Below are 25,670 nucleotides of genomic sequence, written 5' to 3' on the forward strand. Positions count from 1 at the left end.
CTATGCGAATTTTTTCGAATAATCACAATATGGTGTAAGTTTTAACGCTCCAATTATGCTTTAAAAACATCATTTATTTTCGATATCCTGCGAGGATATCAAGGCTGTTATTTGATAATGCTGCGTGGATGATCCTAAGTCTCTCCTCAGACTGAAATCGTGCGCTTTGAGTGCCTGACGGAAGCAGCCGCGTTTGCGGCTGCGGCGTTACGCCGGGAATGGCGTGACCGGTATTGGGCGCGGTCCGCGGTGGCGACTGGAGAGGGTCCTTGCCGAAGCAGTCACGGCCGGCGGCGCGGTTTAACAAGGGATCGAGGAATGCAGAAACCGATATGCGTGAAATTTGGCAGATCACTTCTCCCTGTTCCAGGATTGCGAATCAGGGAAAAGATCGGCTCTGCGACTGATCTACAGGCCGCGGTTTCGCTCATCGCCCTTTCGACCGGGCTCTTCATGGGCACATCTGCCTTTGCTGCGGATTTCACGGCATCAACTCAGGCCGAGCTGATTACCGCCATCAACAACGCAAACAGCACCGGCCAGTCTTCCACAATAACATTGCGGGCCGACATCACCCTGAGCAACACGGTTCCCCTGCCAGCGGTGAACATTCCGATCACCATCATCACCGGCGAATTTACATTGAGGGGCATGCCGGGAACGGGCGTGTCCGGAAATGGCGGCAGCATCAACATTCCCGGCGGCCCCATCACCATCGTCGGCACACTCAAGGGGGGGAATGCCGATATAACGGACAGCAATGGTACGGGCGGCGCCGGTATCCAGAAGAACAACGGTTCGCTTGAAAACCGGGGCGTCATCAAAGGCGGAACGGGTGGGGGAACGAGCAGATCTGGAACCGCCGGCAATGCCGGCCGGGGAGGTGTAGGCGCCGCACTCACCAACACGACTGTCGTCAACGGGGTAGACGGCGTGATCTCCGGCGGAGATGGAGGCAATTTTGATGCCCAGAACATGCCGGGCGGAGCGGTCGGCGGGCGAACAGGCGACGGAGGGGTGGGGTTAACCCTGACCGGTGGATCGCTGGACAATCGGGGCCTCATCGAAGGCGGCTCGGGCGGCATGTTCGGTCATCTGCCGGCTACCGGCGCAGATAATTACTTCGGCGGTGCCGGCGGCACCGGCGCAATACTGAACGGCGGCGACCACCGAAACAGCGGTATCATCAGGGGCGGCAGGGGAGGTGAAGGCGTCAATACCGGGGCAACCGGCCACGGGGCGCCGGGCATGGGCGCCCAGCTGACCAACGGCACGCTTTATAACACGGGCATTATCTCGGGCGCCGACGGCCGAAACGGCGGCGGAACGCTGGGCGCCGGCAACCATGGTGCAACGGGCATAAACCTCGTCAACAGCAGGCTTGAAAATTTCGGGACGATCAATGGCGGCAATGCCGGCCCGCTGATGGGGCCACAGGCGCTTGGCGGCATCGCCGTGATCGGCACCGGGGGCACCACGGTCGTCAATGGCGGTGTCATAAATGCAGGACGGAACGGGAACGACAGCTTCGGCACCGCACTTCAATTCACGGGCGGCGGCAACACGCTCGAATTGCATTCCGGCTATGAAATCTATGGCAGGGTCTCAGGCAGCAACTCCCTTACCTCGCCTGACATATTCGTGCTCGGCGGTGTTGGTAACGGGACCTTCGATGTGTCGAAATTCAACCCCGGCGGCCAAATCCAAGGGTTCGGGATCTATGAAAAGAGGGGCCCCAGCACCTGGACATTGACCGGAACGACGACCGCGCTGACCCCCTGGACGATCTATGACGGCGTTCTCGAGGTCTCGGAGGACGGCAATCTCGGCGCAACTGCCGGTGTGCTCACCTTTTCCGGCGGTACGCTTCGCAACACGGACGATTTTACCTCCGCTCGCAACTTCGTAGTGAACCCCGCCGGGGGCACAATCCAAACGAATGCCGATCTTACGCTAACCGGCGTGATCAGCGGCACGGGTCCCCTCGTCAAGAATGGAAATGCCGCATTGGTGCTGACGGGCAACAGTTCGGGGTTTGCGGGGTCCACCTTGGTGGATGCGGGCACTCTCGTCGTGAATGGCAGCCTTTGCGGACCGATGACCGTAGGGAAGACTGCCCGCCTTCAGGGCACTGGAACGGTGTGCGATACAACGAATATGGGCGTCGTCGCGCCTGGCAACGGCATCGGCACCTTCACGATCGATGGCAACTATGTCGGCAATGGAGGCATGCTGGAGATCGAGACCGTTCTGGGCGGCGATGGTTCCGTGGCTGATCTTCTTGTCATCACGGGCGATACATCAGGCGAGACCGATGTGCGCGTGATCAATCTCGGCGGGGTGGGCGCTCTGACGACCGAAGGCATCAAGGTCATCGATGTCGGCGGCGCGTCCAATGGCCTTTTCTCGCTTATCGGATCCTACACCCTGCAGGGCAGCGAGGTTATCGTTGCGGGGGCATATGCCTACGGGCTCTATAAGGGCGGGATGAGCACACCGGACGACGGGGACTGGTATCTACGATCGCTATATCAGGCCGGCGTGCCGATCTACGAAACCTATGCGAGCACGCTGCAAAGCTTCAACAAATTGGGCACCATGCAGCAGCGCCTCGGCAACCGCTTCTGGGCAACCTTACCCGAGCCGGTCGAGAAGGGGATGCCTTCGCAATACGGCCTGATCGAAGGGAATGGCCTTTGGGGACGGTTAGAGGCTTCGGACAGCCGTTTTCTGCCGAAGATCTCCACAAGCGGCGTCGAGTACGACGTGACCAACTGGAGGGCTGAGGCGGGCGCCGATCTGCTTCTGGCGGAAGAATCCTTCGGCAGCCTCATCGGCAGTCTCATCGGCCATTATGGGACGGTCTCCTCCGATGTGTATTCCATCCACGGCGAAGGCTCGATCGAGAGCGCGGGCGGCGGCGTAGGAGGCGCGCTCACCTGGTACGGCACCAACGACTTCTATGTTGACGGTCAGGGTCACGCGACCTGGTATAAAAGCGATCTATATTCAAGCACTGCCGGAATGGATCTTGCGAAGGACCGGGACGCATTCGGCTACAATCTGGGCCTCGAAGTGGGCCAGAGATTCTGGTTTGGAAGGCGCTGGTCGGCGACGCCCCAGGCGCAATTTGCTTATTCGCGGATAAACTTCGAAAATTTCGTCGATCCGTTCGGCGCAGCGGTCACTTTCGAAAAGAGCGAAAGTCTCTTGGGCCGCCTCGGAATCACCGTGGACCGCCAAACCGAATGGATGAACGGGTCGGGCACGACGAACCGCTCTCATCTCTACGGTATTGCCAATCTCCACTATGACTTCGCGGGCAGCTGGCATGTGGATGTCGCCAGCACAGTGCTCGAGCATCAAAATCAACCGCTCTGGGGAGGTCTCGGCATCGGCGGAACCCTTAACGTGGCGGATGACAAGTACTCCGTTTATGGCGAAGCACAGGCGAGAACCAGTTTTGAGAACTTCGGCGACAGCCGGCTGCTGAGCGGCACCCTCGGCTTGCGAGTCGCATGGTAGGCTTGCGGCATTCAAACCAGCTCAAGTCGTGACAGCGGGCAAGCCAGCGAAGGCGGCAGATGCGGGCCGCGAGCGGTAAGGCCTAGCCCGACCGGGCCTGCCGCCTATATCCGCGGATATGGAAGATCGCCATAAGACCGCAGGATCCGCCTCGGTCGTTCACCGAACGGCGAGTGTTCTGATCACCTTTTTTCTGGTCCTAAGCGGCGGCTTCGTCGCTTCGAGCCCTAAGGCGCAGGAAACAGGCGGCACAGCCATTGTGCTGAGGCTGGAGGGCGCCGTTAGTCCTGCTACGGCCGATTATGTGACCAATGGCCTGGAAATCGCCGCGGAACGCGAGGCACGCCTTGTGGTGCTGCTGATAGACACTCCCGGAGGTCTTGATACCTCTATGCGCGAAATCATTCGCGCTATTCTGGCGTCTTCCGTCCCCGTTGCCAGTTTCGTAGCGCCAAGCGGCGCGCGCGCCGCCAGCGCCGGCGCCTATATCCTCTATGCCAGTCATGTGGCCGCGATGGCGCCAGGGACAAATGTCGGGGCCGCGACACCAATCGCGCTGGGAGGGGGATCGCCGTTCGGAGCAAACCCGGAAGAGGAACAGGAAGCGCAGGATTCAGCGGAGGAAGGCGGCGAGGATCGCGGCGGCCGACGCCAGTCACCGCGCAATGCCTCGGAGGAGAAGGCCATCAACGATGCGGTCGCTTACATACGTGGTCTCGCCGAACTGCGCGGCCGTAATGCCGAATGGGCGGAAAGGGCAGTGCGCGAGGCTGCCAGTCTGTCATCGGCCGCAGCGGCGCAGCAGGATGTCATCGACTTCACCGCCTCCTCCATCGATGATCTTATGAGAAAGGCAGACGGTCTCACCGTCCAGGTGGGCCAGTCACAGACCGTGCTGGAGACCTCGGGGCTGGTCCGAGAGGCGATAGACCCGGACTGGCGCACGCGCTTGCTTTCAGTCATCACGGACCCGAATGTCGCACTCATCCTCATGATGATTGGCATTTATGGGCTGATCTTTGAATTCCTCAATCCGGGCACTTTCATACCGGGCACGATCGGCGGCATCAGCCTTTTGCTCGGCCTTTATGCCCTCGCGGTTCTGCCGGTAAGCTATGCCGGCGTCGGCCTCATAATCCTGGGGGCGGCGCTCGTGCTGGCTGAGGCCTTCGCTCCCTCGTTTGGCATTTTGGGCATCGGCGGGGCCGTTGCTTTTGTACTTGGGGCGACCATCCTTTTCGATACCGAAATCCCGGGACTGGAAATCTATTGGCCCGTGCTCGGCGGCATTGCTATTGCCAGCCTCGCTTTCAGCCTCCTCGTGGCGCGTCTTGCCATGGTTGCGCATCGCCGCACGGTGGCAACCGGCGCGGAGCAGATGATCGGCGCAAGAGGCAAGGTGGACAGTTGGTCGAATGGCAGCGGCTATGTCCTCGTTCATGGCGAACGGTGGAAGGCTGTTTCGGCTGCCTCGCTTGCAGCAGGCACGGAGATACGCGTTACCGGCCGCGACGGCCTTGTGCTGAAAGTAGCCGCTCTCGAACCGGAACATAGCGCTTCCGAAGAAGGCAGGAGAAAACCATGAACATGCTTGGCAATATCGGATTATATATTGTTCCGCTCGTCATCTTGCTGATCCTGCTCGCATCGGCGGTCAAGATCCTGCGCGAATACGAACGTGGGGTCGTCTTTACGCTTGGCCGGTTCACCGGCGTCAAAGGACCCGGCCTCATCCTGCTCGTCCCTCTCGTCCAGCAGATGGTGAGGGTGGATCTGCGCACGCTGGTTCTCGACGTGCCGAGCCAGGACGTCATTTCGCGCGACAACGTATCAGTCCGGGTCAACGCCGTGATTTATTTCCGGGTCATCGACCCTGAAAAAGCGACGATCCAGGTGGAAGACTTTATGATGGCCACCAGCCAGCTCGCGCAGACGACGCTGCGCTCCGTCCTAGGCAAACATGATCTCGACGAAATGCTGGCTGAGCGCGACAAGCTCAACAAGGACATACAGGAGATACTCGATTTTCAGACCGACGCCTGGGGCATCAAGGTGGCGAATGTCGAGATCAAGCATGTCGACATCAATGAATCCATGGTCCGCGCCATCGCCAGACAGGCCGAGGCCGAGCGGGAACGGCGCGCGAAGGTCATCAATGCGGAAGGAGAACAGCAAGCGGCACAAAAACTGCTCGAAGCGGCGGAGATCCTGTCGCGGCAGCCCGAAGCAATGCAGCTTCGCTATCTCAGCACGCTCAATGTCATAGCCGGAGAGAAGAATTCGACGATCGTTTTCCCGTTTCCGATGGAAATTTCCGCTCTGGCAAAGGCCTTCGCCGGGGAAACGACGCGGAACAGCTAGCGTTCAGCGGAGAATCCGAGCCTGTGAGCGGATTTTTGACGAACGGCCCAGGCATTCCGCGGCTTTCGACGGTCTGCGGCGCTGGGGCACCGGTCAGACCATTCCCAGTGCTGCCTTGTAGAGATCGAGGATAGCTTCCTCCTCCTGACGTTCGGCCTGGTCCTTCTTGCGGAGCCGAACGATTGCGCGCACCGCCTTCACGTCGAATCCATTGCCCTTCATCTCCGCGTACACATCCTTGATATCATCGGAGATCGTCTGCTTCTCCTCCTCAAGCCGCTCGATGCGCTCGATAAAGGCGCGAAGCTGACCCGCGGCAACGGTCTGCGCAGTCTCGTTCGTGATTTCATCGACCATGGTTTTCTCCGGCTGGAAGGATTAAGCCCGACTCGGAATGCGGGCAAAAGACGGGTTTCGATGCCTTAGAGAAACGGCGAGGTCAAGGCCGTTCGATACCTGTTCCCCATTCCTGGAGGCTAAGGCATACTGCCTTGGAACGCGGGACTCATCCGGCTGGCATGAAGACACACCGGCTTCCTTCGGCTAAAGCACGAGCGCGTATTGGACAGGTTCGTCAGGAGGTGGCGATGGGATCCCCAAAGGCGCCGCAGGTAACGGCGTTTTACGACAAGCGCACCTTTTCGCTGCAATATGTCGCCGCCGACCCGGAAACGGGAAGATGTGCGATCATCGATCCGGTCCTCGATTATGACGAGAAGTCCGGCGCCACGGCGACGGATGGTGCCGATGCCATCCTTGATTTCATCGCCAGTCAGCGCCTTACCGTCCAGTGGATACTCGACACTCATCCGCACGCGGACCACCTCTCGGCGGCTGCCTATCTCAAGGAGAAGACCGGCGCGCCCACCGCCATCGGCGAACATGTGATCGACATGCAGAGGCTCTGGAAGGATATTTATAACCTGCCGGATTTTCCCGCCGACGGTTCCCAATGGGACAAGCTTTTTGCCGAAGGCGAAAACTTCCTCGTGGGTGAAATCGAAGCACGCGTGCTTTTTTCCCCAGGCCATACGCTGGCGTCGATCACCTATTTGATCGGGGATGCGGCCTTCGTGCATGATACGCTCTTCATGCCGGACGGAGGGACGGCCCGGGCGGATTTTCCCGGCGGCAGCGCGGCAAGGCTCTGGCGCTCCATCGAAGAAATCCTGTCGCTGCCGGATGAGACAAGGGTTTTTACCGGGCACGACTATCAGCCAGGCGGCCGGGAGCTGCGTTGGGAAAGCACCGTCGCCGAGCAAAAGGCCGAAAATATCCACATCGCGAAATGCCGCACCGAGGAAGAGTTCGTGAGGCTGCGTGAGGCCCGCGACAGAACCTTGCCCATGCCGAACCTCATCCTTCACGCGTTGCAGGTGAACATCAATGGCGGAAGGCTACCGGAGCCGGAATCAAATGGCCGGCGCTATCTGAAGATTCCTCTGAATGCGCTTGGCCGGTTCCGCTGAACGGGAGGATTTACCGCCGCATTTTCGACAAGCCGATTGGCCATAGGCGTTCATCATTTTGTTGTTAGACGGTCATATTTTTATGCAATTTAGCTTCCTGCAGTATCTCCCCACGCATTTATCAGCCTTCGTTGCGCTGCTTGTTCTGACGGGCTGCAATACACCCGGTGAGCCGGCAAGCCACAACCTAACCTGCTCGCAGAGCTCCGTTCCTTCGGCTGAACAGTCGGTGATCGTGAATGGCGTTCCTTTGCATGATGACGTCGCAGCGCGACAGGAGCGGCTTACAAATCCACGTTTTGAAGACTGGAACTGTGATCCGTTTTATCGAAGCCTACGGCGCCCCTGACAAAAATTTCTTCGGGGCACGCCTACCGTTTGGCCTTGCGCCGCCCCATATGCGCGGTCACTGCCGCACACTGCCCTTTCGCAACTGCGGAAAAACCTGTATGAGCGCGCCAACGAAATATGGACGCGTGTAAAGCTGCGTCCCCGCGACCTCCGAAGAGCGACCATGAAAATCCGCAATATCGCGATCATTGCCCACGTCGACCATGGGAAAACCACCCTTGTAGACGAACTATTGAAACAGTCCGGCTCGTTCCGCGAGAACCAGCGCGTTGCCGAACGCGTGATGGACTCCAACGATTTGGAAAAAGAGCGCGGCATCACCATTCTCGCCAAGGCCACCTCGGTCGAGTGGAAGGGCGTGCGCATCAACATCGTCGATACGCCGGGGCACGCCGATTTCGGCGGTGAGGTCGAGCGTATCCTCTCCATGGTGGACGGCGCGATCGTTCTAGTAGATGCATCCGAAGGGCCGATGCCGCAGACCAAGTTCGTAGTCGGCAAGGCGCTGAAGGTTGGCCTTCGCCCGATCGTCGCGATCAACAAGATCGACCGTCCGGACGGCCGCCACCAGGAAGTCATCAACGAGGTCTTCGACCTTTTCGCCAATCTCGACGCCACCGACGAGCAGCTCGATTTTCCGATCCTCTACGGCTCTGGCCGCGACGGCTGGATGAACTTCAATCCGGAAGGCCCGAAGGACCAGGGCCTCGCGCCGCTGCTCGATCTCGTCCTCAGCCATGTTCCGGAGCCGACCGTGGAGGAAGGCCCATTCCGGATGATCGGCACGATTCTGGAGGCCAACCCCTTTCTCGGCCGCATCATCACTGGACGCATCGCTTCCGGTTCGGTCAAGCCCAACCAGGCCGTCAAGGTTCTCGGCCAGGACGGCCGGCTCATCGAGCAAGGTCGTATTTCCAAGATCCTCGCTTTCCGGGGCATCGAGCGCCAGCCGATCGAAGAGGCGCATGCGGGTGACATCGTCGCCATCGCCGGCCTCTCCAAAGGCACCGTTGCCGATACCTTCTGCGACCCGGTCGTCACGGAAGCCATGAAGGCGCAGCCGATCGATCCGCCGACCGTCACCATGTCCTTCATCGTCAACGACAGCCCGCTTGCCGGCACCGAGGGCGACAAGGTGACGAGCCGCGTCATCCGCGACCGTCTTTTCAAGGAAGCCGAGGGCAATGTCGCGCTGAAGATCGAGGAAGCCGAGGGCAAGGATTCGTTCTATGTTTCCGGACGCGGCGAATTGCAGCTTGCCGTTCTCATCGAGACAATGCGTCGCGAAGGCTTCGAACTCGCGGTCTCGCGGCCGCGCGTCGTCATGCACAAGGACGAGAACGGCACGCTTCTCGAGCCGATCGAGGAAGTCGTCATCGACGTCGATGAGGAGTATTCCGGCGTCGTCGTGCAGAAAATGTCCGAGCGCAAGGCCGAGATGGTCGAACTGCGTCCGTCGGGCGGCAATCGTCTTCGCCTGCGTTTTTACGCGCCGACCCGCGGCCTGATCGGCTACCAGTCGGAGCTTTTGACGGATACGCGCGGAACCGCGGTCATGAACCGCCTGTTCCACGATTATCAGCCCTACAAGGGCGCGATCGGCGGCAGGATTAACGGCGTGCTTCTGTCGAACGCCGCGGGCGAGGCGGTCGCCTATGCCATGTTCAACCTCGAAGATCGTGGCCCGATGATCATCGAGCCGGGTGAAAAGGTCTACCAGGGCATGATCATCGGCATCCACAGCCGCGACAACGACCTGGAAGTCAACGTGCTGAAGGGCAAGCAGCTCACCAACATCCGCGCCGCCGGCAAGGACGAGGCGGTCAAGCTCACCCCGCCGATCCGCATGACTCTCGACCGCGCTCTCTCCTGGATCCAGGACGACGAGCTGGTGGAAGTGACGCCGAAATCGATCCGCCTGCGTAAGATGTATCTCGACCCCAACGAGCGCAAGCGCTTCGAGAAGCAGAAGCTGGCAGTCGCCTAAGCGGCTGCGAAGGCTTTCCGTTCTGCTCGAAATTGATATGATGCCGCCGCTTAACTGCCAGGCGGCATCATGGATATTTCCTCGCTGATCATGTTCGCCGGCGTGCTCTTCGTAGCAGCCGGCTCTCCGGGCCCGAGCATAGCAGCGCTTGTGGCGCGGGTCATCTCGCGCGGCTTCCGCGATGTGTTCCCGTTCCTGCTTGCCATGTGGATCGGCGAGGCGATCTGGCTTTCCTGCGCGATTTTTGGCCTTGCCTTCATCGCCGAGACGTTCCACCTCGCGTTCCTCATCATCAAATATGTGGGCGTCGCCTATCTTCTCTGGCTCGCCTGGAAGATGTGGACCGCGCCGGTCGCGGTGGAGCAAGGCGAGCTCCCGCGGGGGGATAACCGCTGGAAGCTGTTCCTCACCGGGATGGCTGTTACCCTCGGCAATCCGAAGATCATGATGTTTTACCTGGCGCTGCTGCCCACGATCATCGATCTGTCGGCCGTGAGCCTGTTGGGCTGGGCCGAGCTGACGCTGACGATGCTTCTGGTGCTGGTTGCTGTGGATTTCGCCTGGGCAATAGCAGCGGCTCAAGCCCGCCGCCTTTTGAGGAGCGCCCGCGCCATGCGCATCGCCAATCGCACGAGTGCTTCATTGATGGCTGGGGCAGCGGCGGCGATCGCCAGCCGTTAGGACGTTTCCGCCAGCGCCTTTTCGATCTCCGGCATCAGCTCGTTGCTTATGCTTTCGGGCGTGAAGGGGCCCACATGCTTGTAGCGGATCTTGCCGTCGGGACTGACGAGGAAGGTTTCCGGCACGCCGTAGACTCCCCATTCGATCGCTGCGCGGCCGCTCTGGTCCACCCCTATCGCGTCGAATGGATTGCCCAGCTCCCCGAGGAAGCGGCGCGCATTCTCCGGCTGGTCCTTGTAATTGATCCCGATGAGACGGACGCGCTCGTCCTTTGCCAGTTCCATGAGCAGCGGATGCTCCTGCCGGCAAGGCACGCACCAGGAGCCCCAGACATTCACCAGCGATATATTGCCTGAAAAGTCGGCGGGCCGGAGGCCGGGAAGAGCCAGGCCCTCGAGCGGCGGCAGTTCCGTCTGCGGTGCTGCCTGCCCGATAAGCGCAGACGGGACGACGGACGTGTCCCGCCCGGAAAGAAGCTGAAGGAAGAACACCGCTGAAAGGGTAAGGAACGCGAAGAGCGGCACGAGCAGGATGAGCACCCGTCTCTTCTGCGAATACCCTTCCACGGTGCTCATTTCGAATTCCCGGTGGAGCGGCGGCGTATTCCGCGCGCCTCCAGTTCTTTCAGCGCCCTCCGCTGGGCTGACTGGTCAAGAAGGATCCAGCCGACAAGCCCAAGGATTGCCAGCGCTGCAATGGCATAGGCGGCAGCCACATAGGCGAGATGTGTCATCGTGCCGCCTCCAGTGGCTTGATTTCCGCTGCCCGTGCGGAAAGCCGCCGCATCGCGATCACGCGCCGCCGCCAGATCTCCGTTCGCATGGCCATCAGATGCAAGGCCAGGAAAAGCAGCGTGAACCCGACCGCGCAAACCAGAAGAGGCCAGAGCATGCTCGGATGGATTGTGGGCCCGTCAAGGCGGAAGACGGAGGCCGGCTGATGCAGCGTGTTCCACCAGTCGACCGAAAATTTGATGATCGGGATATTGATGAAGCCGACCAGTGTGAGGATGGCTGCAGCCCGAGCCGAGCGCCCCGGATCATCCAGCGCACGCGTGAGCGCGATTATCCCGAGATACATGAGAAAGAGCACGAAGACGGAAGTGAGCCGCGCATCCCATACCCACCAGGTGCCCCACATCGGCTTGCCCCAGATGGAGCCGGTGGCGAGCGCCAATGCCGTGAAGACGGCTCCGATGGGGGCGGCCGCCTTGAGCGAAACATCGGCCAGCGGGTGCCGCCACACCAGTGTGCCCAGCGCCGACCCCGCCATCACCGTGTAACAGAGCATGGAAAGCCACGCGAAGGGCACGTGGACATACATGATGCGCACCGTGATGCCCTGCTGGTAGTCCTCCGGCGCCGTGAACGCCATGGTAAGGCCCGCGGCCAATACCAGCACGGTCGCCCCCCAAAGCCATGGCAGCACGGCGCCCGCCAGCTCCAGGAAGCGGGTCGGGTTGGCAATGTCTGTCCAGCGGCGGACGGTTTTTTCGTTCATGAGGCTCTAAATAGAACGGTGGCGGCAATCGTGCAATTGACGGCGGTCAAACCCGTATGAGGCCTTTTGTCCGGGCGCTCTCTCAGTCGGCTGCCCCCCGCAATGCGAGCGCCGCCGCAAGCGGCCCGATGACGGCGAAGAACAGGGTGAGCGCCGAAAGGAGGAGGAATGGCGGCAGGAACGGATCGGGCTCCGCCACCGCCCCCCGGCTCGCCGCCACGCCGAAGATCAGCACCGGGATCGTCAGCGGCAGAATGAGGACCGAGACAAGCAGGCCGCCTCGCGGCAGCGCCACGGTGAGCGCGGCGCCGACCGCGCCGATAAAGGTAATTGCCGGCGTGCCGACAAGAAGCGTCAGCGTGGCTGCGGCAAGTCCGCCGGGCGGCACGTTCATGAAGATCCCGAGCAGCGGCGTGATGAGGGCGAGCGGCAGCACGGCGGTCGTCCAATGCGCCAGGCACTTCGTAAAGACGGTAAGCGCGACCATGTGCCGGCTCCCGGCCATCAGCAGGAGGTCGAGCGAGCCGTCCTCCCGGTCCGCCTGGAACAGGCGGTCGAGGCCGAGCAGGCTTGCGAGCAGCGCGCCGATCCAGAGAACCGCGGGACCGATACGGGCGAGAAGATTGAGATCCGGCCCCACGCCGAAGGGGATGACCGCCACCACGGCAAGGAAGAACAATATGCCGGTCATGGCCCCGCTACCGGCGCGGATTCCCAGCCTTATTTCGCGGAGATAGAGGGCGAGCACTAGTTCCCTGCTCCCATCTTCAACTCCTGCGTTCCCTCAAGGCCCAGCGGCAGGTGCGTCGCGGCAACGATGATTCCGCCTGCCGATAGATGCGCACGCATCACTTCCGCGAATTGCGCCTCCGATGCGCGGTCGAGCCCGGCTGTAGGCTCGTCGAGCAGCCAGACAGGACGGTACGAGACGAGCAGCCGCGCGATGGCCGTACGCCGCCGCTGGCCGGTGGAGAGATAGCCGAAGGGCAGATGAGCGATTTCGCCGAGGCCGACGATCTCCAATGCCTCCAAGGGCGAAAGCCGCTCCTCGCCGAGGAAATCGCGCCAGAAGACAAGGTTCTCCTCTATGCTGAGCGCGGGCTTCATTCCGTTGAGATGCCCGAGATAATGACATGCAGCGCCGGCATCGGGGAAAATCTCTCCGCCTCCTGAAAACGCCACATGGCCTTTTGCCACGGGCAACAGTCCTGCGATAATTCTTAAAAGCGTGGATTTGCCGGCTCCGTTGGGGCCGGTGACCAGGAGCGTTTCGCTCTGGCCCAGCGCAAAGGAAACACCAGAAAAGACGGTTTCCCCGCCGCGCTCGCCGCTTAAATTTTCAGCGGCAAGCCGCATGGCTTTTCCTCTCCGGCAATGGCTTTCCCCGATTTTTCTGAATGCGGCAGAAATGCGTTTGTCGCTATAGAACTCTTTTACGAAATTCTCTATATGGCGGACAACCACGCCAGCGGTCGGCGTGGAGAGCCTTTGTGCCGAACCAGCGCACTGCCGCCTTGACCGGCTGTTACGCGGGGGACGGACGCGGAAATGACCGTACCCGCATCCTATGAGCTGTCGCCTCAGGAAGTCCGTTCCCGTTCGGATGAACAGACCAGGATGGGATCGCACGTGTCTAATTCACTCGACAGCTATAAATGCCGCCGCACCCTCAAAGTGGGAAACACCGAATACACTTACTTCGACCTCAAGGAGGCGGAGAAAAACGGTCTTTCCGGCGTTTCCCGGCTTCCCTTCTCCATGAAGGTTCTCCTCGAAAATCTCCTCCGCAAGGAGGATGGCCGCTCGGTCACCAAGCAGAGCATTGAAGCGGTGGCCGCATGGCTCTCCGACCGCGGCTCCGCCGGTGTGGAAATCGCCTATTCGCCCGCCCGCGTTCTCATGCAGGACTTCACCGGCGTTCCGGCCGTGGTGGATCTTGCCGCCATGCGTGACGCGATGGCCTCGCTTGGCGGAGACCCGCAGAAGATCAACCCGCTTGTTCCGGTGGACCTCGTCATCGACCACTCGGTCATCGTCGATGAGTTCGGAACACCGCTTGCCTTTGCCCGCAATGTCGAGCTGGAATATCAGCGCAATGCCGAGCGTTACCGCTTTTTGAAATGGGGCCAGCAGGCGTTCCAGAACTTCCGCGTCGTACCGCCCGGTACGGGCATCTGCCATCAGGTGAACCTGGAATTCCTGGCGCGCGTGGTGTGGAGCCGCGATGAGGATGGGACGCTCCTCGCCTATCCCGATACCTGCGTTGGCACCGACTCGCATACAACCATGGTGAACGGCCTTGGCGTTCTCGGTTGGGGCGTGGGCGGCATCGAGGCGGAGGCAGCCATGCTCGGCCAGCCGGTCTCCATGCTCCTCCCGGAGGTCGTCGGCTTCAAGCTGACGGGCAAGCTCAAGGAAGGCGTGACCGCCACCGATCTCGTTCTTACCGTCACGCAGATGCTGCGCAAAAAAGGCGTGGTGGGCAAATTCGTCGAGTTCTTCGGCCCTGGCCTTGCCAACATGACCGTGGCCGACCGTGCCACCATCGGCAACATGGCACCCGAATATGGTGCGACCTGCGGTTTCTTCCCGGTCGATGGCGAGACCATCAAGTACCTCACCATGTCGAACCGCTCCGCCGAGCAGATCGCTCTGGTGGAGGCCTACACAAAGGCCCAGGGGCTTTGGCGCGAAGAGGAAATGCAGGACCCGGTTTTCACCGAAATCCTCGAACTCGACCTTGGAACCGTTGTGCCTTCCATGGCCGGGCCGAAGCGGCCGGAGGGGCGCATCGCGCTGGAGGATATCGCCTCCAATTTCGAGAAGGCGCTCGAGGCCGAGTACAAGAAGACCGTCGATACCGCGAAGCGCTATGCGGTCGAGGGTGAGGATTTCGACCTTGGCCATGGCGACGTGGTTATCGCCGCCATCACATCCTGCACCAACACCTCGAATCCGAGCGTGCTTTTGGCCGCTGGCCTGCTCGCCCGAAACGCAAATAGGCGCGGCCTGAAGCGGAAGCCCTGGGTCAAGTCCTCGCTCGCGCCCGGCAGCAAGGTGGTGGCCGAATATTATGAGAAGTCCGGCCTGCAGAAGGAGCTGGACCAGCTCGGCTTCAATCTCGTCGGTTTCGGCTGCACCACCTGCATCGGCAATTCCGGCCCGCTGCCGGAGCCGATCTCGAAAACCATCAATGACAAGGGTCTGATCGGGGCCGCCGTTCTTTCCGGCAACCGCAATTTCGAGGGCCGTGTCTCGCCGGACGTGCAGGCCAACTATCTGGCCTCGCCGCCGCTGGTGGTGGCCTATGCGCTGGCCGGAACCGTGCGCAAGGATTTGACCAAGGAACCGCTCGGCGAAGATGAGAGCGGCAACCCGGTCTATCTGCGCGATATCTGGCCGACCTCTGCCGAGGTGCAGGAATTCATCGCCAAGCATGTCACCCGCGAGCTCTTCGCCACCAAATATGCGGATGTCTTTAACGGCGACGAGTATTGGCGCGGTCTGGAGGCGCCTGCGGGCCAGACCTATGCCTGGGACCAGAACTCCACTTACGTGCAGAACCCGCCCTATTTCGAAGGCATGCAGCCCAAGCCGCGCCCGGGCGGCGATATCAAGGGCGCGCGTGTGCTGGGCCTGTTCGGCGACAAGATCACGACCGATCACATCTCGCCTGCAGGGTCCATCAAGGCCCAGTCGCCGGCCGGGCAGTATCTGATGGAGCACGGGGTGGGCGTGGCCGACTTCAACCAGTACGGCACGCGGCGCGGCAACCATGAGGTGATGATGCGCGGCACTTTCGCCAATATCCGCATCCGCAACCACATGCTGGGCGAAAACGGGCGCGAGGGCGGCTACACGATCCACTATCCTTCCAAGGAGGAGATGCCGATTTACGATGCTGCCATGCGTTACCGCCAGGAAGGGGTGCCGCTGGTCATCTTCGCCGGCGTGGAATACGGCAACGGTTCCTCCCGCGACTGGGCAGCCAAAGGCACAAACCTCCTCGGCGTGCGCGCCGTCATCGCGCAGTCCTTCGAACGTATCCACCGCTCCAATCTGGTGGGCATGGGCGTCATCCCCTTCGTTTTCGCGGAGGAGACGAGCTGGAAGGAGCTGGGTTTGAAGGGCGACGAGATCGTCACGATCGAGGGCCTGGACAATATCAAGCCCCGCGCCACCATGGTGGCGAAGATCAGCTATGCGGACGGCTCGGTGAAGGAAGTGCCTTTGCTGTGCCGTATCGATACGCTCGATGAGCTCGAGTACTTCAAGAACGGCGGCATTCTGCAGTACGTGCTGCGGTATCTGGCTGCTTGAGCCGGCCAAGACAAACTAGCGCCTTGGGAGCCGCCGCCAGTGCGGCGGCTCCTGTTTATTTAGTTGAAAAACTCTGGCGACCATTAACCGGGTTTTCACCGCAACGTGACTTTCCATGAATCTTTGTTAGCCGGTAGGATCGCTGGAGATCTTTCAACTGAGGGTGGTCCGTTAAGTGACCGGATCAAGGGAAAAGGAAATATGCGCATTCTCACCGCGCGAAGAACCCTGTTGAAAATGGGCCTCGTTGCGGTAGCTCTGCCCCATTTGTTCCGGACTGCGAATGCAGCGGCAAGACCGGCTGCTGTGGTGGAGCTCTTCACAAGCCAGGGCTGCAGCCGATGCCCGCCGGCAGACGCGCTCTTTGCGGAACTTGCCGAGCGCAACGACATCATCGCGCTCTCCTATCACATTGACTACTGGGACTATCTCGGCTGGGACGATCAGTTTGCCACGCCCGAAAACACCGACAGGCAGCGCGCGTATGGTGAGGTGCTCGGCACAGGAGTTTACACTCCCCAAATCGTCGTGAATGGCCATATCGACGTGGTTGGAGCGGACCGTAACGCCCTTTCTCAGGCTTTGCGATCCTCGCCCGGTGCCGGGGACGCACTCACCGTCGATGTCACCTCTTCTTCATCCAACCAGAACATCGCGATCGAAATCGGTGAGGGAATAGCACAAGCGGCTGGCGCCCACGTCATCCTTGCCTACTATAGACCCCGCCATACCGTCGAAATCAGCGCAGGGGAAAACAAGGGCAAGACGGTGGAATACCGTAACATCGTCACGGATTTTCAGACAGTTGGGGTCTGGCACGGCAAACCGATGCGGCTCGAGTTTCCCAAGACCGAGATCAAGAGCAAGGGAGGGTGCTGCGCCGTTCTGGTGCAATCCACCGACGAGGATGGAAATCCCAAGGCTATCCTGGGTGCAGCACAGGTCAAGACCGTAAGCTGACCGGAATACGGTGCTCTCTTCCACAAAAGAACGCCGGTACGGCTCTGCCGGTACCGGCGTTGATCTCAGGAGATCGTTGCCTCTCTGCTGGCCATTGCGGCCCAGAGTGGTTCGATCCGACAGCAGCCCTGTGGGCGGGGGGGCTTGGGGTACAGGACTGCTCCGGATCGAACCGTCTCAGGCAACAAGGCGATGGTCTTCGCAAAATCGGGCGCAAGCTGGGTAACATCACGGCGATAATGAGGCGGGCGATCACCAAATTCGACCACGGGTAGTTTTTGCGTGAGACTGGCTTGACCCGTTTCTCGACCCTGGGGGTTGCAATTCCCCGCTGCTCGCGCCACCTTCTCCGTTGCAAGATTTTAGCCGAAGGTGCGTTGATGACCGATCTGGCGGGAGCAGGGGAGGGTAGGGACGGCTCCGGGAACCTTATCCCGCTCGGCGATGCACGCCGGGCGCGGCAGAAGCTTCCGATCACCTTCGATCGCCGTGAGCTTGACCAGATTCTTCGCGTCTATGGGCACATGGTTGCGGCTGGTGAGTGGCGAGACTATGCGATCGATCACCTGGAGGACAGGGCGGTCTTTTCCGTCTACCGGCGTGCCAGCGAGGTACCGCTGTTCCGTATCGTCAAGAACCCCGCTCTTGCGCGCAAGCAAGGGCTTTACAGCGTGGTGGCTGCCACCGGTGCGATCTTGAAGCGCGGACACGAGCTTGCCCGGGTGCTGGCTGTTTTCGACAAGAAGCTCCGCCTCGTCGGAACGTGAGCAGGCAGGCATACGGGCCCTTGAGCTAGGGAAACCTGTCTTAGCGCGGATTCCCGTTCTCGTACCCGATGGCTCTTAACCCTGCCTGAACAATCTTTCCGGCAGCGATTCCGGGTCTGGCGGCAAGGCGCCGCCTCCATTGAGCTCGAGCTGCATGAAGACCGTATCGAGCCAGCGACCATGCTTGTAGCCGCTCGCCTCCAGCACGCCGGCATGGCGAAATCCCAGTGCCTCGTGCAGCTTGACCGAGGCGCTTTGCGGTGAGCCGTCGCCGATGACGGCGACGATCTGGCGAAAGCCGAGCCGCCTGCATTCCTCGATCAGTGATGTCAGCAGCAGCCGGCCCATGCCCCGTCCCTGCGCATCCGGCGCAATATAGATGGAATCCTCAACCATGAAGCGATAGGCCCGGCGTGGCCGGAACGGCCCCGCATAGGCATAGCCCAGCACGCGGCGTTCTTCCTCCGCCACCAGATAGGGATACTCCTTGGAGCGGAGGGCCTCCATGCGGGAGGTCATCTCCTCCAGGCTCGGCGGCTCCAGCTCATAGCTCGACGTGCCGGTTTTAACGGCATGGGCATAGATGCTGGTGATGAAGGGAAGGTCGGCGGGGATAGCGGATCGGATGCTGATCACGTTCGAAGCTCTTCAGCCGTGACTTTGTCTCTTCATGACAGGAGAGACGGCAAAAGAAAAGGGCGGTCGAAACCGCCCTTTCTCATTTCAAATTCCAGTTGCCTACTCGCGATTGCTGCCCAGGAACTGCAGCAGGAACATGAACAGGTTGAGGAAGTCGAGATAGAGCCTCAATGCGCCCATGATGGCTTTGCGGCCGGCGACGAGCTGATCATCGCCCTCGTAATACATTTCCTTGATCTGCTGCGTGTCATAGGCCGTGAGCCCGGCGAAGACGAGCACGCCGATGACCGAGATGGCGAACTGCAGCGCCGAGGAGCCAAGGAAGATATTGACGATCGAGGCTATGACGATACCGATGAGCCCCATGAACAGGAACGAGCCCATGCCGGAAAGATCACGCCGGGTCGTATAGCCCCACAGCGACAGCGCGCCGAAAGAAGCTGCTGTGATGAAGAAGGTGCGTACGATGCTTTCCTGCGTGTAGACGAGGAAGATCGTTGACAGTGAAAGGCCCACCAATGCCGCGTAGACCCAGAAGATCGACTGCGCCGCAGAGACACTAAGGGTGTGGATCCGGAAGCTGATGAAGAACACCAGCGCCAGAGGGGCGAAGATGATGACCCATTTGAGCGGGCTTACGAAAAGCAGTTGGCCAAAGGCCGTCAGCTGGCCGTCCGCCGCCACTGCGAAGTTAAAAGCACCCCATGCGGCCAGGCCCGTGATGGCAAGGCCCAGAGCCATGAGGTTGTAGACGCGAATCATATACGCGCGCAGGCCCTCGTCGATCGCCGTATCAACGCGCGCACCGGGCGTTACTCGGGCTTGATAGTTGCGAAGGTCAGCCATGTGTTCCTCTTTCTAGCTACTCTCCCGTCGGGTGTCGGCACAACGCCGCTCGCCGCTGGCGGGAGTCCAGCATGCGTGGTGTGAATATGATGTTTGTTTGGTGCAAGGGCAAGACCAAACTGGCGCAAAAGATTGTGTTCCGCCGGCAGCGAAATCCTTTATGGCGCTAAAGATTCTGCAGCACCGGTGCGGCCTTGTGCCCAAGCACTCGCCAGGTGCCGATGAGACCGAAACCGACGGTCAGAACGAGCGCGATCACAATGGTCGACAGGGCTACCTCTGGCAGGAAGGTCCATGGCAGCTTCATCACGCTCGAGACGACGAACCAGCCGGCAATGCCGCCGGCGAGAAGCGCAAAAACGGCTGTGGCAAGGCCGATCAGGAGATATTCGAGCGTGAAGGCTTTGATCAGGATTCGCCGTGTGGCGCCCAGCGTTTTTAACACCACGGCATCGTGGATACGGGCGCGATTGCCGGCGGCCAGCGCCCCGGAGAGTACGAGAATCGAGGCAATCAGTGCCACGGCAGCCGCAGCCCGGATCGCCACGGCAAGCTGCTCCACCAGTTGATTGACGACGTCGAGCGCATCCTTTACCCGGACGGTGGTAATGGTTGGGAATGCTCGCGTTACCGCATTGAGTAAGCGGGCATCCTCCCGATCGGTTGCCGTTGCGTCCGTGAGCGTCGCCAGCCACGCATGCGGTGCGCCCGCAAAGGTGTTGGGCGAGAAGACCATTACGAAGTTCATCGACAATGTCTCCCACTCCACCTGGCGGAAGCTCGCAATGCGGGCCGTGATGGTGCGGCCCAGCACGTTGACCGTAATCGTATCGCCGAGCTTCAGGCCAAGTTCCCGGCCCTCCTCAGCAGTAAACGAGACCAGAGGCTCGCCGTCATAGTCCGCGGGCCACCATTCCCCCTCGGTCAGCGTCGCATTTTCCGGCTTGGCCGCCGAATAGGTGATGCCGCGGTCGCCGCGCAGCACCCAGGCGCCTTCCGGCGGTGGTGTAATCTCGCTGGTATCCACATCGTTGAGGGCAGTAATGCGGCCACGCAGCATGGGCACACGCGTCAGTTCGCTGTCTGGCGCATTCTCTTTGATGAGCTGTGAAAACGCCTCTACATCGCTCGGCTGAATGTCCACGAAAAAGAAATTCGGAGCGATTTCGGGCAGGTTGCTTGAAATCTGCCGCCTCAAATTCCCGTCGATCAGCGCCAGAGTGGCCAGCAGGGTAAGCCCCAGTCCAAGAGAAAGAACGACGGACGGGGTGAGCGCGCCAGGCCGGTGTATATTGCCGATCGCAAGCCGCAGAGCGGTGGAGCGCACGCGCGGCGCGCGGCGGGCGAGCACCTGCACCGCCCAACCGACGCCTCTCAGCACCAGAAAGGCCGCAACGGTGGCGCCGACGAATATGGCGGCGATGTCCCGCTCCTCCGAATTGACGATGGCGAGCAGGGCGAGCGCCACCGCGATTACCGCCGCCGCAGCCGCATAAATTGGCCGCGGCCAGCGCCTTGTGTCGATTCCCATTTCGCGGAACAGGGCGGTCGCGGGCACGTCACGCGCGCGCCCCAGCGGCAACAGCGCGAAAACGAGAGTGGTGAGGATGCCGAAAACGGCAGCAAGGCCGAGCGCCGCGGGATAAAAGCCGGCCTCAGCCGACACCGGCAGCACTGAAGACAGAAGTGAGCTCGCCGCCACCGGCATGAGCGCGGCAAGCACGAGACCGGCAGCGATGCCGATCAGCGCTATCAGGAGAATCTGGATCAGGTAGATGGTCACCACAAAACCGCCGGAGGCGCCAAGGCTCTTGAAGGTGGCGATCACCGAGCGCTTTCCGTCGAGATAGGCGCGAACGGCATTTGCCACACCCACGCCCCCCACCACGAGGGCAGTGAGCCCCACAAGCGTGAGAAACTGGGAGAACCGTTCGATATTGGAGGAGAGGGCGGGTGCGGCATTGGCGCGCGTTCGTATGCTCCAACCTGCGTTCGGGAAGCGCTCTCCCGCTTCCTCGCGCAGGGCACGTAGGCCGTCCTCGCTCGCCCCGTCTGCAAGGCGAATCTTATAGGCATGTTCGACCAAGCTTCCCGGCTGGACCAGACCCGACGCTTCGAGCCCCCCGAGCGATACCATCAGGCGCGGCGCAAAGCCGAAGCTTTCGGAGACAAGATCCGGCTCGGTGACAAGCTCCGCGCGAATTTGGAAGGTCTGAGCCCCGAGCATCAGCCGGTCGCCCACGGAAAGATTAAGCCGCTCCATGAGAAGCGAGGGTGCTGCCGCTCCGTAGGCGCCGTCCTCCAGGCCGAATAGTGCTCTGAAGGAAAGCTGGGGCTGCGTCACCAATTCGCCGTAGAGCGGATAGCTTTCATCGACCGCCTTCACTTCGGCCAGGGCTTGGTCGGAGCCATCGGGCAGCCGCGCCATGGAACGCATATTGGCGCTGACGGCCATCGCTCCGAGGGAGGAAAGCCAGGCTTGCTCGTCCGGATCCGCCTTGCGCTGGTTGAGCTCGAACCGAATGTCGGCGCCTAAAAGCTCCTGCCCCTGCGTTTCGACGGTATCGCCGATCGACCGGGCGACGGAGTTGACGCCGCCGATCGCTGCAACGCCGAGTGCAATACAGGCCAGAAAAACGAAAAAGCCCGAAAGACCGCCCCGCATCTCGCGAAGCGCGAAGCGCAGCGCGAGGGCGAACCCCTCTCTCCTGCTACCCCTGCCGGCTTGCTTGCCTGGCAGGCTTCTTTCGTCGATGGCGGCATCGCTCGATGGCATGGATTAGCCCGCCATCGCAGTGTCGGTCGTTTCGATCCGGCCAGAGCGCATGGCCACTTGCTTGTCGCAACGCCGCGCAAGCGCCGGGTCATGGGTAACCAGCACCAGTGTCGTTCCGCGCTCGCGCGCAGTGGAAAAGAGAAGGTCTGCGATCTGCCGCCCCGTTACCTGGTCCAGATTGCCGGTGGGCTCGTCGGCAATCATGATGGCAGGTTCTGGCGCAAGCGCACGGGCGATCGCCACCCGCTGCTGCTCGCCTCCTGAAAGCTCGCCCGGATAGTGCGTCAGCCGCTCTTTCAACCCGACCGCCTCCAGCTCCTTTTCGGCCACGCCGAAAGGATCTGGATGACCCGCAAGCTCCAATGGCACGGCCACGTTTTCGAGCGCCGTCATGTTGGGGATAAGGTGGAAGGATTGGAAGACAATGCCGATCATGCGGCCGCGGAAGGCGGCGATTGCATCCTCGTTCCGCTGGTCGATTCGCTCGCCGGCAATCCGCACTGTCCCGCTGTCAATCTTCTCCAGCCCGGCTATCACCATCAGGAGCGTGGACTTGCCCGAGCCCGATGGACCGATGATGGCCGTGGATTTGCCACGTTCAACAGAGAGGCTCACCCCCTTGAGCACTTGAACGGACGAAGGCCCTTCTCCCAGGCGCAGGGAAACGTCTTTCAGGTCTATCACCGGTGCAGTCACGTTTGGGGCGTCCTATATGTGAGGGGTAGCGTGGGGCGTGATCAGATATGGGTTGGATTCCATGGCAATCAAATTCTTGGGCAAGTTTTTAGCCGCTGTCTCGCCCCTCGCGAAAATGTTATCGGCGGCGGCCGCTCTTTTCGTCGTTTTGGCCGCCCAACTGCCCGCCCAGGCGGAGCCTTTCAACATCGTCGGCTTCGGCGACAGCCTGATGGCAGGATATGAGCTCGGCCCCGGCGAAGGCTTCACGGACAGGTTGCAAGCCGCGCTGCGCGAGCGCGGCCATGAGGTGACAGTCGCAAACGCCGGGGTGTCGGGCGATACAACGAGTGGCGGACTGTCGCGTTTGGACTGGTCCGTGCCCGACGGCACCGACCTGGTGATCCTCGAACTCGGCGCAAACGATATGCTGCGCGGCGTCGCGCCCGCTTCCACGGAAAAGAACCTGGAAGAGATCATCACAAGGCTAAAGGCGCGGGACATAAGGATTCTGCTGGTCGGAATGTATGCCGCTCCAAATCTCGGGCCTGACTACCAACAGGCCTTCAATTCCATCTATCCGCGGCTTGCGGAAAAACACGAGCTGCCGCTTGTGCCCTTCTTCCTCGAGGGCGTTGCCGGAAACGCATCGCTCCAGCTCGCCGATGGAATGCATCCCAACGCGCAGGGGATCGATCTCATGGTGAAGAACGTTCTGCCCGAGGTGGAACTCCTTCTTCAGGGGGACAAGCCGAACATGTGAGGGGAGAGCGGGAGAAACCGCTTGCCCCAACACTCAATCGATGATTCGCTGATGGTGACATAGCGAATCGAGGAGGTTGCCATGCCGCGACTTTTCACCGCCCTCGAAATTCCGCGCGATGCGGCTTTATCGCTCTCGCTCCTGCGTGGCGGATTGCCGGGAGCCCGCTGGATCGATGTCGAGAATTATCATCTGACATTGCGCTTCATCGGGGATGTGGAAGGCCATGTGGCCGACGAGATCGCCAACGCGCTGGACCGGGTGCGCCGGCCCTCCTTCCTCCTCACTCTTTCCGGCGTTGGCGCATTCGGACAGAAGAAGCCGCATTCTGTCTGGGCCGGTGTTGCGGCATCGCCTGATCTTCAGGCGCTCCAGGGAGAAATCGAGCGGATCTGCCAACGCCTGGGCCTGCCGGCCGAGCAACGGAAGTTTACTCCGCATGTGACCTTGGCCCGGCTCAAGAACGCCTCCCCACATGAGGTCGCTTCCTATCTGTCGGCCCGTGGCAATTTCGCTGCGATGCCCTTCCGGGTAAACCGCTTCGTTTTGATGTCCTCACGGGATTCCGTAGGCGGCGGGCCCTATGTGGTGGAGGAGGCCTGGCCGCTGTTGCGTACCGAAAGCGCGCGGTCGGCAAGCTTGTCGGCCAGCGCTTCGGAAGCTTCGCGGATCATGCGGTAAACGGCATCGAAGCCCTCTTCGCCTCCATGATAGGGATCCGGGACCTCTTCGGCTCGATCCAGCGCGTATTGCCGGAAGAGGTGGATGCGCCCGCAGGGTTCCTTCGGCGCAAGGCGGCTCAATCTGCGGATATTGTCCCGGTCCATGCCGAAGATGAGGTCAAAGCGTTCAAAGTCCTCCGGGCCCACCTGCCGGCAGGTCTGGCCTGAGGTATCGATGCCGTTGCGCCGGGCGGCCGCAACGGACCGGGGATCGGGGGGCTGTCCCACGTGCCAATCGCCAAGAGCGGCCGAATCGATTTGGAAAAGGTGCTCCAATCCCCGCTCCTGTAGCACCGTGCGGAAGACACCTTCGGCGAGCGGCGAGCGGCAGATATTGCCTAGGCAGACGAAAAGGATGGCGATGCGGGGCGGTTCGCTCATGATTGAGGTATTATCCTTCTGCCAATGCGATAGCATGGAGATTATTCATGGCAAGGCAGAAACTCGACAGGAAAGAAATTGAAAACGGGCTGTCGGAACTCGATGAGTGGGAGCTTGCGGAAGGCGGCAATGCGATCCACCGGCGGTTCGTCTTTTCAAATTTCAACGAGGCTTTCGGCTTCATGACGCGGGCAGCGCTTGCAGCGGAAAAGCTCGATCACCATCCCGAATGGACGAATGTCTACAAAACCGTCGATGTGACCCTCACCACGCATGCCTCCGGCGGATTGACGGAGCTCGATTTCAAGCTGGCCAAGAAGATGAATGCTTACGCAGCCAAATAGGTGCCGCCGCGGCAAGGATTGCATTTACCAAGGCCCTTCCCCACATCCCGGCTGAGGAGTGGCTCGATGGACAACGTGAAAATTGGCGAGATCCTGGCTCCGGTCAGGCCCGGTGAAGAAACCCGTCGCGAACAGATCGTGAAGCGGCGGTTCTGGCAAAAGGCGAAGAAGGCTGCGCGCCATGTGCCCTTCATGGAAGATGTCGTCGCCGGCTACTACTGCGCGCTCGATTCCAACACGCCGACGCGCGTGCGCGGCATCCTGATTGCGGCGCTCTTCTATTTCATACTTCCGTTCGATACGGTTCCCGATTTCCTCGCCCTCCTGGGCTTTACGGACGATGTGGCGGTGCTCGCCGCAGCGCTGGGGGCGGTGAGCGCTCATATCACGCCGGCGCACCGCCTGGCGGCCAAGAAAGCGCTGGAAAACACCGAGGGTTAGCCGGCCAGCGTCCCCAACTTTTCGCATTCGGGGTAAATGGGTCAAAATCTCGCCTTTTTCCTCCGATTCAACCAGCGGATGGGGCTTGGAAACCGGTCGTTGTGCCTTGTTTTTTGCGCGTTGCGTGTGGCTGAAGGCAAAAGCGGTGAGGAAACTTTGGGC

24 protein-coding genes are annotated in these 25,670 nt (G+C 60.9%); 13 read left to right on the top strand and 11 right to left on the bottom strand.

Annotated features, from left to right (window positions below; translation table 11 throughout):
* The first annotated feature begins 318 nt into the window (after positions 1 to 318).
* The 3 genes from GNP00_RS16915 (at position 319) to GNP00_RS16925 (ending at position 5,886) form a co-directional block, all read left to right on the top strand.
* Positions 319 to 3,525, top strand: coding sequence for an autotransporter family protein (locus tag GNP00_RS16915; protein WP_011582682.1), 3,207 nt, complete (start codon positions 319 to 321; stop codon positions 3,523 to 3,525).
* A gap of 118 nt (positions 3,526 to 3,643) precedes the next feature.
* Entirely contained in the window at positions 3,644 to 5,110 is a 1,467-nt protein-coding gene (locus GNP00_RS16920; protein ID WP_011582681.1) for an NfeD family protein, read from the top strand.
* Positions 5,107 to 5,886: a slipin family protein gene (locus GNP00_RS16925; RefSeq protein WP_011582680.1), complete on the top strand. Its 780-nt coding sequence runs from the start codon at positions 5,107 to 5,109 to the stop codon at positions 5,884 to 5,886. Before GNP00_RS16920 ends, GNP00_RS16925 begins: the two co-directional genes overlap by 4 nt.
* Positions 5,887 to 5,979: 93 nt before the next feature.
* On the opposite strand, the gene GNP00_RS16930 is transcribed toward GNP00_RS16925, so the two are convergent.
* On the bottom strand, positions 5,980 to 6,243 hold the full coding sequence (locus GNP00_RS16930; RefSeq protein ID WP_011582679.1) for a DUF2312 domain-containing protein: 264 nt from the start codon (positions 6,241 to 6,243) through the stop codon (positions 5,980 to 5,982).
* Positions 6,244 to 6,473: 230 nt separating this feature from the next.
* Between GNP00_RS16930 and GNP00_RS16935 the strand changes: the two genes are divergently transcribed.
* The 3 genes from GNP00_RS16935 (at position 6,474) to GNP00_RS16945 (ending at position 10,374) form a co-directional block, all read left to right on the top strand.
* On the top strand, positions 6,474 to 7,355 hold the full coding sequence (locus GNP00_RS16935; RefSeq protein ID WP_041544856.1) for an MBL fold metallo-hydrolase: 882 nt from the start codon (positions 6,474 to 6,476) through the stop codon (positions 7,353 to 7,355).
* A 514-nt stretch (positions 7,356 to 7,869) separates the two neighbouring features.
* Positions 7,870 to 9,693, top strand: a complete 1,824-nt coding sequence (typA, locus tag GNP00_RS16940) for a translational GTPase TypA (protein WP_011582676.1) — start codon at positions 7,870 to 7,872, stop codon at positions 9,691 to 9,693.
* A gap of 69 nt (positions 9,694 to 9,762) precedes the next feature.
* Entirely contained in the window at positions 9,763 to 10,374 is a 612-nt protein-coding gene (locus GNP00_RS16945; RefSeq protein ID WP_011582675.1) for a LysE family translocator, read from the top strand.
* Here GNP00_RS16945 and GNP00_RS16950 read toward each other — a convergent pair.
* The 5 genes from GNP00_RS16950 to ccmA all read right to left on the bottom strand — a co-directional run bounded on the left by GNP00_RS16950 (position 10,371) and on the right by ccmA (position 13,230).
* Complete coding sequence (locus GNP00_RS16950; protein ID WP_011582674.1) at positions 10,371 to 10,949, bottom strand: DsbE family thiol:disulfide interchange protein; 579 nt, start codon at positions 10,947 to 10,949, stop codon at positions 10,371 to 10,373. The genes GNP00_RS16945 and GNP00_RS16950 overlap by 4 nt on opposite strands.
* The gene (ccmD, locus tag GNP00_RS16955; RefSeq protein WP_011582673.1) at positions 10,946 to 11,107 is read right to left on the bottom strand and encodes a heme exporter protein CcmD; all 162 of its coding nucleotides are present in this window, start codon (positions 11,105 to 11,107) and stop codon (positions 10,946 to 10,948) included. Before ccmD ends, GNP00_RS16950 begins: the two co-directional genes overlap by 4 nt.
* The gene (locus tag GNP00_RS16960; RefSeq protein ID WP_011582672.1) at positions 11,104 to 11,874 is read right to left on the bottom strand and encodes a heme ABC transporter permease; all 771 of its coding nucleotides are present in this window, start codon (positions 11,872 to 11,874) and stop codon (positions 11,104 to 11,106) included. Before GNP00_RS16960 ends, ccmD begins: the two co-directional genes overlap by 4 nt.
* An 82-nt stretch (positions 11,875 to 11,956) precedes the next feature.
* Positions 11,957 to 12,622, bottom strand: a complete 666-nt coding sequence (ccmB, locus tag GNP00_RS16965; RefSeq protein ID WP_011582671.1) for a heme exporter protein CcmB — start codon at positions 12,620 to 12,622, stop codon at positions 11,957 to 11,959.
* A complete protein-coding gene (gene ccmA, locus GNP00_RS16970) occupies positions 12,622 to 13,230 on the bottom strand; it encodes a heme ABC exporter ATP-binding protein CcmA (protein ID WP_011582670.1) in 609 nt (202 codons plus the stop codon). Before ccmA ends, ccmB begins: the two co-directional genes overlap by 1 nt.
* Before the next feature lie 261 nt (positions 13,231 to 13,491).
* Here ccmA and acnA point away from each other — a divergent pair, with 261 nt between their 5' ends.
* From acnA to GNP00_RS16985, 3 genes are all read left to right on the top strand, one after another.
* Positions 13,492 to 16,194 (top strand): aconitate hydratase AcnA, encoded by a 2,703-nt coding sequence (gene acnA / locus GNP00_RS16975; protein WP_198139743.1) that lies wholly within the window; start codon positions 13,492 to 13,494, stop codon positions 16,192 to 16,194.
* Positions 16,195 to 16,395: 201 nt separating this feature from the next.
* The gene (locus tag GNP00_RS16980) at positions 16,396 to 17,154 is read left to right on the top strand and encodes a DUF1223 domain-containing protein (RefSeq protein WP_011582668.1); all 759 of its coding nucleotides are present in this window, start codon (positions 16,396 to 16,398) and stop codon (positions 17,152 to 17,154) included.
* Positions 17,155 to 17,534: 380 nt separating this feature from the next.
* Positions 17,535 to 17,921 (top strand): DUF2794 domain-containing protein, encoded by a 387-nt coding sequence (locus tag GNP00_RS16985; protein ID WP_011582667.1) that lies wholly within the window; start codon positions 17,535 to 17,537, stop codon positions 17,919 to 17,921.
* Between the two features lie 75 nt (positions 17,922 to 17,996).
* Here GNP00_RS16985 and GNP00_RS16990 read toward each other — a convergent pair whose 3' ends face one another.
* The 4 genes from GNP00_RS16990 to GNP00_RS17005 form a co-directional block, all read right to left on the bottom strand.
* Entirely contained in the window at positions 17,997 to 18,557 is a 561-nt protein-coding gene (locus tag GNP00_RS16990; RefSeq protein ID WP_011582666.1) for a GNAT family N-acetyltransferase, read from the bottom strand.
* A 102-nt stretch (positions 18,558 to 18,659) separates the two neighbouring features.
* Positions 18,660 to 19,406: a Bax inhibitor-1/YccA family protein gene (locus GNP00_RS16995; protein WP_011582665.1), complete on the bottom strand. Its 747-nt coding sequence runs from the start codon at positions 19,404 to 19,406 to the stop codon at positions 18,660 to 18,662.
* A 166-nt stretch (positions 19,407 to 19,572) separates the two neighbouring features.
* Entirely contained in the window at positions 19,573 to 22,071 is a 2,499-nt protein-coding gene (locus GNP00_RS17000; protein ID WP_166016192.1) for an ABC transporter permease, read from the bottom strand.
* A gap of 114 nt (positions 22,072 to 22,185) precedes the next feature.
* Complete coding sequence (locus GNP00_RS17005; protein WP_011582663.1) at positions 22,186 to 22,878, bottom strand: ATP-binding cassette domain-containing protein; 693 nt, start codon at positions 22,876 to 22,878, stop codon at positions 22,186 to 22,188.
* Between the two features lie 61 nt (positions 22,879 to 22,939).
* On the opposite strand from GNP00_RS17005, the gene GNP00_RS17010 reads away from it, so the two are divergent.
* Both GNP00_RS17010 and thpR read left to right on the top strand, forming a co-directional pair.
* Complete coding sequence (locus tag GNP00_RS17010; protein ID WP_011582662.1) at positions 22,940 to 23,620, top strand: arylesterase; 681 nt, start codon at positions 22,940 to 22,942, stop codon at positions 23,618 to 23,620.
* 81 nt (positions 23,621 to 23,701) lie between these two features.
* The gene (gene thpR / locus GNP00_RS17015) at positions 23,702 to 24,301 is read left to right on the top strand and encodes an RNA 2',3'-cyclic phosphodiesterase (RefSeq protein WP_011582661.1); all 600 of its coding nucleotides are present in this window, start codon (positions 23,702 to 23,704) and stop codon (positions 24,299 to 24,301) included.
* On the opposite strand, the gene GNP00_RS17020 is transcribed toward thpR, so the two are convergent.
* Complete coding sequence (locus tag GNP00_RS17020) at positions 24,202 to 24,723, bottom strand: low molecular weight protein-tyrosine-phosphatase (protein WP_011582660.1); 522 nt, start codon at positions 24,721 to 24,723, stop codon at positions 24,202 to 24,204. The two genes, thpR and GNP00_RS17020, sit on opposite strands and share 100 nt — an antisense overlap.
* Before the next feature lie 47 nt (positions 24,724 to 24,770).
* Here GNP00_RS17020 and GNP00_RS17025 point away from each other — a divergent pair, with 47 nt between their 5' ends.
* Both GNP00_RS17025 and GNP00_RS17030 read left to right on the top strand, forming a co-directional pair.
* Positions 24,771 to 25,067, top strand: a complete 297-nt coding sequence (locus GNP00_RS17025) for a 4a-hydroxytetrahydrobiopterin dehydratase (RefSeq protein WP_011582659.1) — start codon at positions 24,771 to 24,773, stop codon at positions 25,065 to 25,067.
* A gap of 66 nt (positions 25,068 to 25,133) precedes the next feature.
* Positions 25,134 to 25,508, top strand: coding sequence for a YkvA family protein (locus tag GNP00_RS17030; RefSeq protein WP_011582658.1), 375 nt, complete (start codon positions 25,134 to 25,136; stop codon positions 25,506 to 25,508).
* Positions 25,509 to 25,670 lie beyond the last annotated feature (162 nt).

This window comes from Chelativorans multitrophicus (assembly GCF_011317445.1).
Classification (GTDB): Bacteria; Pseudomonadota; Alphaproteobacteria; order Rhizobiales; family Rhizobiaceae; genus Chelativorans; species Chelativorans multitrophicus.